This is a genomic window from Streptomyces sp. NPDC037100 (genome assembly GCF_055606225.1).
This window is the reverse complement of record NZ_JBVJSX010000004.1, coordinates 67,997-80,623: the sequence shown is the minus strand read 5'-3', so window position 1 is coordinate 80,623 and position 12,627 is coordinate 67,997. Positions and strand designations below refer to the sequence as shown.

General features: G+C 72.1%; 12 protein-coding genes. 9 read left to right on the top strand and 3 right to left on the bottom strand.

Translation table 11 applies throughout. From position 1 onward, the window contains the following. The first annotated feature begins 265 nt into the window (after positions 1 to 265). Positions 266 to 643 (top strand): ArsR/SmtB family transcription factor, encoded by a 378-nt coding sequence (locus ACZ7EG_RS14590; protein WP_471077310.1) that lies wholly within the window; start codon positions 266 to 268, stop codon positions 641 to 643. A 380-nt stretch (positions 644 to 1,023) separates the two neighbouring features. On the opposite strand, the gene arsB is transcribed toward ACZ7EG_RS14590, so the two are convergent. After that, positions 1,024 to 2,139, bottom strand: a complete 1,116-nt coding sequence (gene arsB / locus ACZ7EG_RS14585; protein WP_471077307.1) for an ACR3 family arsenite efflux transporter — start codon at positions 2,137 to 2,139, stop codon at positions 1,024 to 1,026. Continuing rightward, the gene (locus ACZ7EG_RS14580) at positions 2,136 to 2,444 is read right to left on the bottom strand and encodes an ArsR/SmtB family transcription factor (RefSeq protein ID WP_471077304.1); all 309 of its coding nucleotides are present in this window, start codon (positions 2,442 to 2,444) and stop codon (positions 2,136 to 2,138) included. Before ACZ7EG_RS14580 ends, arsB begins: the two co-directional genes overlap by 4 nt. A gap of 207 nt (positions 2,445 to 2,651) precedes the next feature. Between ACZ7EG_RS14580 and ACZ7EG_RS14575 the strand changes: the two genes are divergently transcribed. The 4 genes from ACZ7EG_RS14575 (at position 2,652) to ACZ7EG_RS14560 (ending at position 5,209) form a co-directional block, all read left to right on the top strand. After that, positions 2,652 to 3,071, top strand: a complete 420-nt coding sequence (locus tag ACZ7EG_RS14575) for an arsenate reductase ArsC (RefSeq protein WP_471077301.1) — start codon at positions 2,652 to 2,654, stop codon at positions 3,069 to 3,071. Beyond that, the gene (locus ACZ7EG_RS14570; protein ID WP_471077298.1) at positions 3,068 to 3,193 is read left to right on the top strand and encodes a hypothetical protein; all 126 of its coding nucleotides are present in this window, start codon (positions 3,068 to 3,070) and stop codon (positions 3,191 to 3,193) included. Before ACZ7EG_RS14575 ends, ACZ7EG_RS14570 begins: the two co-directional genes overlap by 4 nt. Positions 3,194 to 3,691: 498 nt before the next feature. Then, positions 3,692 to 4,534: a MurR/RpiR family transcriptional regulator gene (locus ACZ7EG_RS14565; RefSeq protein WP_471077295.1), complete on the top strand. Its 843-nt coding sequence runs from the start codon at positions 3,692 to 3,694 to the stop codon at positions 4,532 to 4,534. A 90-nt stretch (positions 4,535 to 4,624) separates the two neighbouring features. Beyond that, positions 4,625 to 5,209, top strand: coding sequence for a hypothetical protein (locus ACZ7EG_RS14560; RefSeq protein ID WP_471077292.1), 585 nt, complete (start codon positions 4,625 to 4,627; stop codon positions 5,207 to 5,209). Positions 5,210 to 5,567: 358 nt separating this feature from the next. Here the strand turns inward: ACZ7EG_RS14560 and ACZ7EG_RS14555 are convergent, their stop codons facing one another. Continuing rightward, entirely contained in the window at positions 5,568 to 6,941 is a 1,374-nt protein-coding gene (locus tag ACZ7EG_RS14555; RefSeq protein WP_471077289.1) for a type III PLP-dependent enzyme domain-containing protein, read from the bottom strand. Between the two features lie 128 nt (positions 6,942 to 7,069). On the opposite strand from ACZ7EG_RS14555, the gene hutU reads away from it, so the two are divergent. The 4 genes from hutU to hutI are packed head-to-tail and all read left to right on the top strand — an operon-like array spanning position 7,070 to position 12,601. Beyond that, complete coding sequence (hutU, locus tag ACZ7EG_RS14550; RefSeq protein ID WP_471077286.1) at positions 7,070 to 8,734, top strand: urocanate hydratase; 1,665 nt, start codon at positions 7,070 to 7,072, stop codon at positions 8,732 to 8,734. 29 nt (positions 8,735 to 8,763) lie between these two features. Next, positions 8,764 to 9,966: an allantoate amidohydrolase gene (locus ACZ7EG_RS14545; RefSeq protein WP_471078779.1), complete on the top strand. Its 1,203-nt coding sequence runs from the start codon at positions 8,764 to 8,766 to the stop codon at positions 9,964 to 9,966. Next, positions 9,957 to 11,309, top strand: coding sequence for a formimidoylglutamate deiminase (locus ACZ7EG_RS14540; RefSeq protein ID WP_471077283.1), 1,353 nt, complete (start codon positions 9,957 to 9,959; stop codon positions 11,307 to 11,309). The genes ACZ7EG_RS14545 and ACZ7EG_RS14540 overlap by 10 nt, the downstream gene beginning before the upstream one ends. Continuing rightward, positions 11,306 to 12,601, top strand: a complete 1,296-nt coding sequence (hutI, locus tag ACZ7EG_RS14535) for an imidazolonepropionase (protein ID WP_471077280.1) — start codon at positions 11,306 to 11,308, stop codon at positions 12,599 to 12,601. Before ACZ7EG_RS14540 ends, hutI begins: the two co-directional genes overlap by 4 nt. Positions 12,602 to 12,627: the final 26 nt, after the last annotated feature.

The following is a 12,627-nucleotide window of genomic DNA, read 5'->3' as shown; positions in this document are numbered from 1 at the left end:
CACCTGCTTCGATAAGCGTCAACATAGACATTCATCGAATCTGGGCGCCTCCCGATGGGCGCGCTGGCGTCGTAGTGATCGGCGGGCGGTTTGGGCCGGCCGCAGGGCATGTTCTGGTGCGGCGGCAGCTCGGCCCCGTCATCCGACTCCCTGCGCGGCGTCGGCCGGGACGCCGTCCGCGTGGCGCGGCACCTGCGGCGCACCTCGGCCACGGCTGAGCCGTTCGCCCCTCGCCCGCTGGTTCGACGTATGTCAACATAGATGCATGTCGAACACGAAGGTGCTGCCGCTGATCGAGGTCGAGGGATCCGAGGCCGTCGCGCCGTGCTGCCCGCCGCTCACCGAGCGCCCGTTCACCGCGGAGGAGGCCGAGACGGCCGCGCGGATGTTCAAGGCGCTCGGCGACCCGGTGCGGCTGCGGCTGTTCTCGGCGGTGGCCTCGCACGCGGCCGGTGAGGCGTGCGTGTGCGACATCTCCGACGTCGGGGTTTCCCAGCCGACCGTCTCCCATCACCTGAAGAAGCTCAAGGAGGCCGGCCTGCTGACCTCCGAGCGGCGCGGCACCTGGGTGTACTACCGGGTCGAGCCGTCGGTGCTGGCGGCGATGGGCAAGCTGCTGACCATCGCACCGGCACCGGCCTGACCGATGCAGGGGAAATGGGCGCGACGTCCTTCTGGTCGAACGGCGCAGGCCCGCGATCGGCGCAGGTGGTAGCCGGCGGCAAGCCCGGCCTGGCCGCCTCCGGCGATCACCACCTGCGTGTCATGGTCGCCCGTCACGAGGTCCGCACGATGCCGCTGGTCTCCGGGCAGCACGCGGCATGGGAACGATGCGCTGCTGCGCAGGTGCCGCACAGCCGCCGCATCGGTGGCTCGGTGGCCGCCGGGCGGGCAACCGGCTTGATGCAGGTCGTGTACTGCTCGGAGACATCGGTGTGGGCGGCGCATACGGCGGCTCCGCACTGGGCGCAGACGCCGGCCGCGGCGACTTGCGCTCCGGTCCGGTGCGGTCCAGAGAGTGCATCAGCTCTCCTGCGGTGCTGCCGTCAACTGCCGACCGGCGCTGAACTTCCGCCGCCAGGTCAGAGAGACGTACACCAGAGCCACCAGCACCGGGACCTCGATCAGCGGGCCGACCACACCCGACAGGGCCTGACCCGAGGTGACCCCGAAGGTGGCGATGGCGACCGCGATGGCCAACTCGAAGTTGTTGCCGGCCGCGGTGAAGGCGAGGGTCGCGGTGCGGTCGTAGGCGAGGCCGATGACCTTGCCGAGGGCGAACGTGCCGAACCACATGACCGCGAAGTACACCAGCAGCGGCAGCGCGATGCGGGCCACGTCCAGAGGCTGCGAGGTGATGGTCTTCCCCTGGAGGGCGAAGAGGATGACGATCGTGAAGAGCAGGCCGTACAGCGCCCACGGGCCGATCTTCGGAAGGAAACCGGTCTCGTACCTCTCGCGGCCGAGCCTCTGTTCGCCGATGCGGCGGGTGAGGAAGCCGGCCAGGAGCGGGATGCCGAGGAAGATGACGACGTTCAGGGCGATCTTCCCCATGGAGATGTCCAGGTGCTCGCCGTCGCCCAGGTTCAGCCAGCCGGGCAGCAGGTCGAGGTAGAACCAGCCCAGGAGGCCGAAGGCCAGTACCTGGAAGACCGAGTTCAGCGCCACCAGGACGGCTGCCGCCTCGCGGTCGCCGCAGGCGAGGTCGTTCCAGATGATGACCATGGCGATGCAGCGGGCGAGCCCGACGATGATCAGGCCGGTGCGGTACTCGGGCAGGTCCGGCAGGAAGATCCAGGCCAGTGCGAACATCACGGCCGGGCCGATGATCCAGTTGATGACCAGCGACGAGGCCATGAGCTTCTTGTCGCCGGTGACGGCGTCGAGTTTGTCGTAGCGGACCTTGGCCAGCACCGGGTACATCATGATCAGCAGGCCGATGGCGATCGGCAGGGAGATGCCGCCGATCTCCACCTTCGCCAGGGCGTCGTTCAGGCCGGGGACGGCCCGGCCCAGGCCGAGGCCGACGGCCATGGCGAGCAGGATCCACACGGCGAGGAAACGGTCGAGCGTCGACAGCTTCGCGACGACCGAGGACTCCTCGGTGGGGGACGTCGCGGATGCTTCGGTGCGGGTCACGGGCAGGCCCTCTTGGTGTCGGCGGCAGTGCGAGCGGACTCGGCCAGGTCGGCGAACCGACCGGCGAGAGAAGCGATGACGTCCGGGCGTAGCCGGTAATACGTGTACCGGCCGCACGGTTCCGTCTCCACGACGCCGGCCTCACGCAGCACCTTCAGGTGGTTGGAGAGGTTGGTCTGCCGGGCGCCGGTCTCCTCCACCAGATGGGTGGTGCACAGCGTCTCTTTGGCCAGCAGGGTCACGATTCGAAGCCTGAGCGGGTCGGCCAGAACCCGGAGCAGATCAGTGTCGACTGACGTCAGCATGGACTGATAGTGTCACATCACTCCGAGCTGATACCAGCTGGGGCTGATGTCTGGGACCCGCACCCCAACGCCCCGAACCGAGCTGCTCGCCTCCCTGCCGAGCACCTGAATCCGCACCCTCCCGCAAGACCGCAAGACCGCAAGACCGCAAGACCGCAAGACCGCAAGACCGCAAGCCCGCAAGACTCACCGACGAAGGATGAACCGATGTCCTCCAGCCCGCTCGCTTCCGTGCTGTTCGTCTGCGTCCACAACGCCGGGCGTTCCCAGATGGCTGCCGGATTCCTCTCCCACCTCGCGGGCGACCGGATCGAGGTCCGCTCCGCCGGCTCCGTCCCGGGCGACCAGGTCAACCCCTCGGCCGTCGAGGTCATGAAGGAGGTGGGCGTCGACATCGCCGACGCCAAGCCGACCGTCCTGACCACTGAGGCCGTCCAGGCGTCCGACTACGTCATCACCATGGGCTGCGGCGACGCCTGCCCCGTCTTCCCGGGCAAGAAGTACCTCGACTGGGCCCTGGAGGACCCGGCCGGCAAGGGCGTCGACGCCGTCCGCCCCATCCGCGACGCGATCAAGACCCGCATCGAGGCTCTGATCGCCGAGATCGACGCCAAGCAGGGGGCGTGACGGCGCTGATCGACAGCGGCGTACGCGAGGTCGTCGGACCCGGCCTCGACCCCGCCTCGCGTACGGCCGAGTCGAAGGTGACGGCGCATCACCTCGATGCAGGTGGCCCGTGCCGTGTCTGACCGGACTCGAGGGTAGGCGGGCCCCGGGTTCATGCCGCTGTCCGTAGTGATCGGCGGCTGCTGTCAGGCCAGGCTCATCTGCGTGCCGGCTTCAGCTCGGGCTGTGGCCACGAGAGTCGCGCACGAGCCCGCAACAGATGACGCCCCATGGTGCGTTCCGCGCTTGACGCGTACCTCCAGCAGACCCCGGCTGCGCCGGTCGGGCATCCCCCGGAAGACGCCTCAAGACCTTCGGCAGGCCGAGCCGAAGCAAGATCACACACGTGCGAAATGCCGCGAACCAACTCCTGCCGACGCGCTTACGCCTCCCAGGGCAGGAGATGCCCGGCCGTACGCGATGTCCAGCCATCGCCGTTGGGCGTCGACCGTCCGCTCATGGGTCTGGCTCACACGTACCGCGGGCAGTCCACTGTGACCGCCGTCTTCCGGTCCGGCTTGCCGCTCTGCATATGCTCATGCAGAATCCTCAGCTACTGAATAGGCGAGGGGGAGCACGTCATGAGCGTGACCGACAGCCCTGCCGCGCGGCTGCAGGCGCTCTTCGAGGGCCACCGGCTGACGCCGACCCAGCGGCGCATCGCGCACAGCATGGTGCGGCGCGCCGCCGACGTGCCGTTCCTGTCGAGCGTGGAGCTCGCCGAGCTGGCCGGGGTCAGCCAGCCGTCCGTGACCCGCTTCGCCGTCGCCCTCGGCTTCGACGGTTACCCCGCCCTGCGCCGTCATCTGCGCGAGGTCGCTCCCGCCGAACAGGCCGAGGACGCCGGGGCCCACAACGAGTACCAGCAGGCCGTCGAGGCCGAGATCGAGAACCTGCGGCACCTGGCGGAGGCGCTGGCCGACCCCGCGCCCGTGCAGCGCGCGGGACGCCTCCTCGCGGCCTCCCGCCCCCTCCTCGTCCTCGGTCTGCGGGCGGCCGCCGCCCAGGCGAGCGGCTTCGCCTACTTCGCCGCCAAGGTCCATCCCGACGTACGGCTGCTCGGCGAGGGCGGCACGATGCTCCAGGACCGCATCGACGCCGCCGTCCGGGCCGGCGCGAGCGCACTGCTCTGTTTCGCGCTGCCCCGGCACCCCCGCGAGGTCGTCGACGCCCTCGCCTACGCCAAGGAGGCCGGGCTGACCGTCGTCACGGTCGCCGACTCCGCCTTCGCACCCGTCGCCAAGGTGTCCGACCTGCTGCTCCCCGCCGCCGTCGGCACCGGCCTCGCATTCGACACGGCCTGTGCGCCGATGCTGCTCGGCCGGGTGCTGCTGGAGGCCATGTGCGACGACCTGCCCCAGGCGCAGTCCCGTCTGGAGGAGTTCGACGCGAAGGCGGCGGCGCGGGGCTTGTTCGTCGACTGACGGCACGCCGCGCGGCTTCTCAGACTCGTCTCACATTGCGTCGCTAACCTACGGCTCCCCAAGGCTTCGGAGACCGGACGGAGGCTGGAAGTGACGCGTGGAGGACAGGGACTGGCCCGGGTGGCCGTCGTCGTACGGGCGGGGGCGGCCCCGCTGTGGTGGCTGGGCGTACTCGCGGCGGGCATCGGCCTGCTCGCACCGGGCCTGACCGGACGCCGCATCGGCGTCCTGGCCGGAGCGGCCCTCTTCGTCCTGGCGACGGCCGCCGTGGCCTACGGCCGCCGCAAGCGCTACGTGGCCCTGGCCGCCTCGGCGTCCCGGGCCGGAAGGCACGACGTACTCCAGGACCGCGCGGTCACGGTACGCAACTGGCGCCGAGGACACCGCTGGTGGCTCCTCCTCGCCTTCCTCGCCGCCCTGGGCAGCGGCTTCGCGGCCCCGGCGGCCGGGGGCATGCTCCTGGCCGGCTGCGGCGCGGGCCTGTGGCTGAAGTCGGCCTGGCTGGGCCGCCGGGAGCGGGCCGGGGAAGCGCTGCTGTGGGTCCGCGTCGACTGGCTGCGTGGGGGAGCGGCCCACCCGGCCGGCAAACGGGTGAGGGCGTACCGCAGCACGGGCATCGCAGCGGGAGACGCCGCACCGGGAGGCGCACGAAGGAAATCCCCGGCACTGGTGTGATCCGACAGCGGTGCACTGTCCCCGGGGTCGCGGGGCTGTATTGATGTGCGGCTCTGCCACGTGGGCGCGACAAGCCACAGTGCACGCGCGGCCGGACTCTTACGGAACTGCCCTTGGCGCTGCCGTCATCCGGCGGCGGTGCGCTGCCCCCGGGGCGCGGGGCTGCAACGATGTGCGGCTCTGCCACGTGGGCGCGCGCGACAGGCGATCCCGCACGCGCGGCCGGACTCTTACGGAACTGCCCTTGGCGCTGCCGTCATCCGGCGGCGGCGCGCTGCCCCCGGGGGCGCGGGGCTGTATCGATGTGCGGCTCTGCCGCGTGGGCGCGACAAGCCACAGTGCACGCGCGGCCGGACTCCTACGGCATCTCCCCCGGCGTTCGCGTCAACGCGTCCAGCTGCGCCCCACCCGACTCGGCCACGACCTCCTCCACGGTCTGCGCCCGTCGCACCACCGCGAACCGCCCGCCCGGCAGGAAGCCGTACACCCCGGGCCGCACCAGCGAGTTGTAGCCGTAGTGATGCGCGAAGTAGTACGCGCCGGTGTCCAGCGCCGCCGCGTAGTCCCCCTGCTCCAGCAGCGGCATGGACCGCCCCTCGGCCAGCAGGTCCCCCGCGAAACAGGCCGGCCCCGCGACGTCCTGCACCACCACCGGTCCCTCCTTCGGCCGCCCCTTCGCGTCATACGCGGAGATCCGCAACGGCCAGCTCCCCGGCGCGTACACCGTCCGTGCGGCCACCTGCACCCCGGCATGCGTCACGGCCACCGCCCGACCGCCGGAGGCCTTCGCGTACTCGACCCGTGCCACCACCGTCCCGTGCTTGGCCAGCAGTGACCGCCCGAACTCGGTGACCAGCCCGTACCGCCCGTCGAACAGCCCCGGCACCTGATCGGCCAGCAGCCGCGCGTACCGCGCGTAGCTCGGGTTCGTCTCCTCCGACGCGAAGTTCACCGGCAGGCCGCCGCCGATGTCGAGTGTGTCGACCTGCCGCCGCCCGGCCCGCCGGTTGATCTCCTCCGCCAGCGCGTACGTCTCCGCCACGCCCCGTGCCATCAGGGCAAGGGGGACGCCCTGGGACCCGGTGTGCGCGTGCAGCCGGGTCAGCCACGGCCGGTCCAGATACGCCTGGACGACCCACTCCCGGGCGCCTTCGTCGCGCAGCGCCACCCCGAACTTCGAGGTGGCCGTCGCCGTGGACAGCGCCTCGATGGAACCACCGCCCACCTGCGGATTCACCCGGATTCCAAGGGGAGAGCGGCTCGTCGGCGACCGCATCAGGGAGTCGATGCGCTCCAGCTCCTGCGGATTGTCCGCGTTGACGGCGATACCCAGGTCCAGCGCCTCGCGCAGCTCGGCCGGCGTCTTCGCGGGCGAGTCGAGCACCGTCATCTGCGACGGCATGCCCGCAGCCCGAGCCAGGGCCAGCTCACCCGGGCTCGCGACCTCCGCACCGACGCCCTCCTCGCGCAGCAGCCGCAGCACCGGCACCAGCGGGGTCGCCTTCACCGCGAAGGCGTGCAACACGGGCGTGCCCGGCGCCGACACCGCCTCGAACGCCGCCCGCAGCTGCGCCGCCGACTCCCGGATGCCGACGACGTCCAGCAGCCCGACGACGGGGCTGCCGGGCCCGAGCAGTCCTTGTTCCACGGCGGCCCGCACCGCCTCGTCCCGCCGGGCCGCCCGCCCGGCCCCGGTACCGTCCGGCTCTTCCGCCTCGATGTGTGCGCCCATGCATCCAGCCAAACATCCACGGCACCGCCGCGCCGACGCCCCGACGTATTGACTAGCTCTATTCATGAGGTCAGGATGTGAATAGAAGCGGCAACATTCCGCCGGGAGCACCCACCAGGAGGCAGACCATGTCAGGACCCCGCCCCGTCCGAGCGCCGCGCGGCACGGAACCGAGCGCCCTGGGATGGCAGCAGGAAGCCGCCCTGCGGATGCTGCAGAACAACCTCGACCCGGAGGTCGCCGAGCATCCCGACAAGCTCGTCGTCTACGGCGGCACCGGCAAGGCGGCACGCGACTGGCGCTCCTTCGACGCCATGGTGCGCACGCTGAAGGGCCTGAAGCAGGACGAGACCATGCTGGTCCAGTCCGGCCGCCCCGTCGGCGTCATGCAGACCCACGAGTGGGCCCCGCGCGTTCTCATCGCCAACTCCAACCTCGTCGGCGACTGGGCCAACTGGGAGGAGTTCCGCCGCCTCGAACAGCTCGGCCTGACCATGTACGGCCAGATGACCGCCGGCTCCTGGATCTACATCGGGACCCAGGGCATCCTCCAGGGCACCTACGAGACCTTCGCCGCCGTCGCCGCGAAGAAGTTCGGCGGGAAGCTGGCCGGCACCATCACCCTCACCGCCGGTCTCGGCGGCATGGGCGGCGCCCAGCCGCTCGCCGTCACGATGAACGACGGTGTGGCGATCTGCGTCGACTGCGACCCGCGCGCCATCGAGCGGCGCATCGAGCACCGCTACCTCGATGTGAAGGCCGACGGTCTCGACCACGCGCTAAGGCTGGCGACCGAGGCCCGCGACGCCCGCCGGCCCCTGTCCATCGGCGTCCTCGGCAACGCCGCCGAGCTGGTCCCGCAGCTCCTCGCCATGGGCGCCCCCATCGACATCGTGACCGACCAGACCTCGGCCCACGACCCGCTGGCCTACCTGCCGCTGGGCACCGCCTTCGAGGACATGGCCGACGCCGCCGCCAAGGACCCGGCCGGCTTCACCACCCGGGCCCGCGAATCCATGGCCCGGCACGTCGAGGCCATGGTCGGCTTCATGGACGCAGGCGCCGAGGTCTTCGACTACGGCAACTCCATCCGCGGCGAGGCCAAGCTCGCCGGATACGACCGGGCCTTCGCCTTCCCCGGCTTCGTCCCCGCCTACATCCGCCCCCTGTTCTGCGAGGGCAAGGGCCCCTTCCGCTGGGCCGCCCTGTCCGGCGAGGCCTCCGACATCGCCAAGACCGACAAGGCGGTCCTCGACCTCTTCCCCGAGAACGAGTCCCTCGCCCGCTGGATCAAGATGGCCGGCGAGCGCGTCCACTTCCAGGGCCTGCCCGCGCGGATCTGCTGGCTCGGCTACGGCGAGCGGGACAAGGCCGGCGAGCGGTTCAACGACATGGTCGCGAGCGGGGAGCTGGCCGCGCCGGTCGTCATCGGCCGCGACCACCTCGACTGCGGTTCCGTCGCCTCCCCCTACCGCGAGACCGAGGCCATGCTCGACGGATCCGACGCGATCGCCGACTGGCCGCTGCTGAACGCCATGGTGAACGTCGCCTCCGGGGCGTCCTGGGTCTCCCTCCACCACGGCGGCGGCGTCGGGATGGGTCGGTCGATCCACGCCGGGCAGGTGACGGTGGCCGACGGCACGGCACTCGCGGGCGAGAAGATCCGCCGGGTGCTCACCAACGACCCCGGCATGGGCGTCATCCGCCATGTCGACGCCGGGTACGACATCGCGGAGTCGGTGGCGGGGGAGCGGGGCGTCCGCGTCCCGATGCGCGAAGGCGACTCGGCGTGACCCAGGACACCGGCAGTTCCTTCCACCAGATGTGGCGCGAGCTGCTCCCCCTCGGCCGGCACCCCGGCTCCGGCGGCTACCGGCGCTTCGCCTGGAGCGGCGTCGACGGTGACTGCCGGGCCTGGTTCGAAGGGCAGGCCACGGCCCGCGGGCTGCGCTACGAGGTCGACCGCAACGGCAACCAGTGGGCCTGGCTCGGGGACCCTGCCGAGGGCGACGCCGTCGTCACCGGGTCACACCTCGACTCCGTGCCCGACGGCGGCGCCTTCGACGGCCCCCTCGGAGTCGTGTCCGCCTTCGCCGCGCTGGACGAGCTGCGCGGCAGGGACGCCCGCTTCGACCGGCCCCTCGCCATCGTGAACTTCGGTGACGAGGAGGGCGCCCGGTTCGGACTCGCCTGTGTCGGGTCCCGGCTCACCGCCGGGCAGCTCACCCGCGAGCAGGCGCACCGCCTCACCGACGGCGACGGCGTGACGCTGCCCCGGGCCATGGAAGCGGCCGGGTACGACCCGGACGCCATCGGGCCGGACCCCGAACGGCTCGCCCGCATCGGCGCCTTCGTCGAACTGCACGTCGAGCAGGGCCGGGCCCTGGACCTGTCCGGCGACCGGGTCGGCATCGCCAGCGCCATCTGGCCCCACGGCCGGTGGCGCTTCGACTTCCGCGGCGAGGCCAACCACGCCGGCACCACCCGGCTCGCCGACCGCCACGACCCCATGCTGTCCTACGCCGAGACCGTCCTCGCCGCCCGGCGCGAGGCCGAACTCGCCGGAGCCGTCGCCACCTTCGGCAAGATCGCCGTCGAGCCCAACGGCGTCAACGCCGTCCCCTCCCTGGTGCGCGGCTGGCTCGACTCCCGGGCCGAGGACCAGGTGAGCCTCGACACCGTGGTCGACGGCATCGAGAAGGCGGCCCGGAGTTACGCGGACGCGCACGGCATCGACCTCGACATCGTCCGCGAGTCCTTCACCCCCGTCGTCGAGTTCGACCACGCCCTGCGCGACGAACTCGCCCGCATCCTCGGCACCGACACCGGCCTCACGGTCCCCGTCCTCGGCACCGGCGCGGGACACGACGCCGGGATCCTCTCCGGGAGCATCCCGACCGCCATGCTGTTCGTGCGCAACCCCACCGGCGTCTCCCACTCCCCGGCCGAGTCCGCGAGCGAGGACGACTGCGTGGCCGGGGTACTCGCACTCGCCGACGTACTGGAAGGACTGGCGTGCAGGTGACGACAGCAGCCCCGCGGACCTACTGGCTGGAGCACGCCTGGCTCGCCACGCATGTCGAGCCGGGCGTCGCCCTCGACGTCCAGGACGGCCGCATCACCGCCGTCCGCACCGGCACCCCCGCCCCGCCGCCCGGCGCCGAGGTGCTGCGCGGCCTCACCCTGCCCGGCCTGGCCAACGCCCACAGCCACGCCTTCCACCGCGCCCTGCGCGGCACCGTCCAGGTCGGCTCCGGCACCTTCTGGACCTGGCGCGAGGTCATGTACGCCACGGCCGCCCGCCTCACGCCGGACAGCTACCACTCCCTCGCCCGGGCGGTGTACGCCGAGATGGCCCTGGCGGGCATCACGGCCGTCGGCGAGTTCCACTACCTGCACCACGCCCCCGGCGGCACCCCGTACGCCGACCCCAACGCCATGGGCGAGGCCCTCGTCGCGGCCGCCGCCGAAGCGGGGATCCGCATCACCCTCCTCGACACCGCCTACCTCTCCTCCGGCTTCGGGCAGCCGCCCACCACCCCCCAGCTCCGCTTCTCCGACGGGGACGCCGAGGCCTGGGCCGCACGCTCTTCACTTCTCAAGGAACGGGATCACGCACGGATCGGCGCGGCGATCCACTCCGTACGGGCCGTGCCGGCCGAGCAGTTGGAGACCGTCGCGCGGTGGGCCGGGGACCGGCGGGCCCCGCTCCATGTGCACCTGTCCGAGCAGACCGCCGAGAACGAGGCGTGCCTGGAGATCCACGGCTGCACCCCGACCCAGCTCCTCGCCCTGCACGGCGTCCTCGGGCCGCGCACCACCGGCGTCCACAACACCCACCTCACCGCCGAGGACATCTCCCTCCTCGGCGGCAGCGGCACCGGCACCTGCATGTGCCCGACCACCGAGCGGGACCTCGCGGACGGCATCGGGCCGGCCGCCGCCCTGCAGAACGAGGGCTCACCGCTCTGTCTCGGCTCCGACAGCCACGCCGTGATCGACCTGCTCGAAGAGGCGCGGGCCCTGGAACTGAACGAGCGGCTGCGCACCCGCACCAGGGGTCACTGGACGGCGGCGGCCCTGCTGCGGGCGGCCTCGCCCGACGGCCACGCGGCCCTCGGCTGGGACGAGGCGGGGGCGCTGCAGACCGGCGCGCTCGCCGACTTCACCACCGTCGCGCTCGACTCGGTCAGGACGGCAGGGCCGCTTCCGCGGCTCGGGGCCGAGACGGCCGTATTCGCCGCGTCGGCAGCGGACGTGTCGCATACGGTCGTGGCGGGTCGGCACGTCGTACGGGACGGGGTCCACTGCCTCGTACCGGATGTGCCGCGGGCCCTCGCGGACGCCGTCGAAGCACTGCGCGGATGACCCCGGGCCGCCCGCCCGCGCGGTCCGCCTCCGCCCCCGAACCCGACCCCACCGCCGACCAGGCCACCAAGGACGCCATGAGCAACGCGACGACCGTCAGCCCCGCCCACTCCGCGAGCACCGCAAGCACGCTCATCACCAACATCGCAACCCTGGTCACCAACGACCCCTCCTCCGGTGACGGTTCCCCCCTGGGACTGGTCCAGGACGCGGCCGTCGCCATCGAAGGCGACCGCGTCGTGTGGACCGGTGATCGAAGCAAAGCACCCGCCACTGACAATCGGGTCGACGCCGCCGGCCGGGCGGTCGTCCCCGGCTTCGTGGACTCCCACTCCCACCTCGTATTCGCCGGCGACCGGACGCAGGAGTTCAACGCCCGGATGTCAGGGCGGCCGTACAGCGCGGGCGGCATCCGCACCACCGTCGCGGCGACGCGGGCGGCGAGCGACGAGGAACTCGAGGCCAACGTCACCCGTTACCTCGCCGAGGCCCTCCGCCAGGGCACCACCACGTTCGAGACCAAGTCCGGCTACGGCCTGACCGTCGAGGACGAGGCCCGCGCCCTGCGCATCGCCGCCGCCCACACCGACGAAGTCACCTACCTCGGCGCCCACATCGTCCCGCCGGACCACGCCGAGGACCCGGCCGGCTACGTGGCGCTGGTCACCGGCGAGATGCTGGACGCCTGCGCCCCGCACGCCCGCTGGATCGACGTCTTCTGCGAGAAGGGCGCCTTCGACGGCGACCAGGCCCGCGCGATCCTCACCGCCGGCAAGGCCAGGGGCCTGCACCCCCGCATCCACGCCAACCAGTTGTCCTACGGCCCCGGCGTACAGCTCGCGGTCGAGCTCGACGCGGCCAGCGCCGACCACTGCACCCACCTCACGGACGCGGACGTGGACGCCCTGGCCGACGGCCGCACCGTCGCCACGCTGCTGCCCGGCGCCGAGTTCTCCACGCGGGCCGCGTGGCCGGACGCGCGGCGGCTGCTGGACGCGGGTGTCACCGTCGCGCTGTCCACGGACTGCAACCCCGGTTCGTCCTTCACCTCGTCCGTCCCGTTCTGCATCGCGCTGGCCGTACGGGACATGGGGATGACCCCGGACGAGGCGGTGTGGTCGGCGACGGCGGGCGGGGCGGCGGCCCTGCGGCGCGACGACATCGGCCGGCTCACCCCGGGCGCGTACGCCGACCTGACGCTCCTCGACGCCCCGAGCCACGTCCACCTGGCCTACCGGCCCGGTGTCCCGCTGGTCAGCGGGGTGTGGCGGCGCGGAGAGCGCGTGGTGTGATCACCGGCCCGCGACAATGCGCTGCC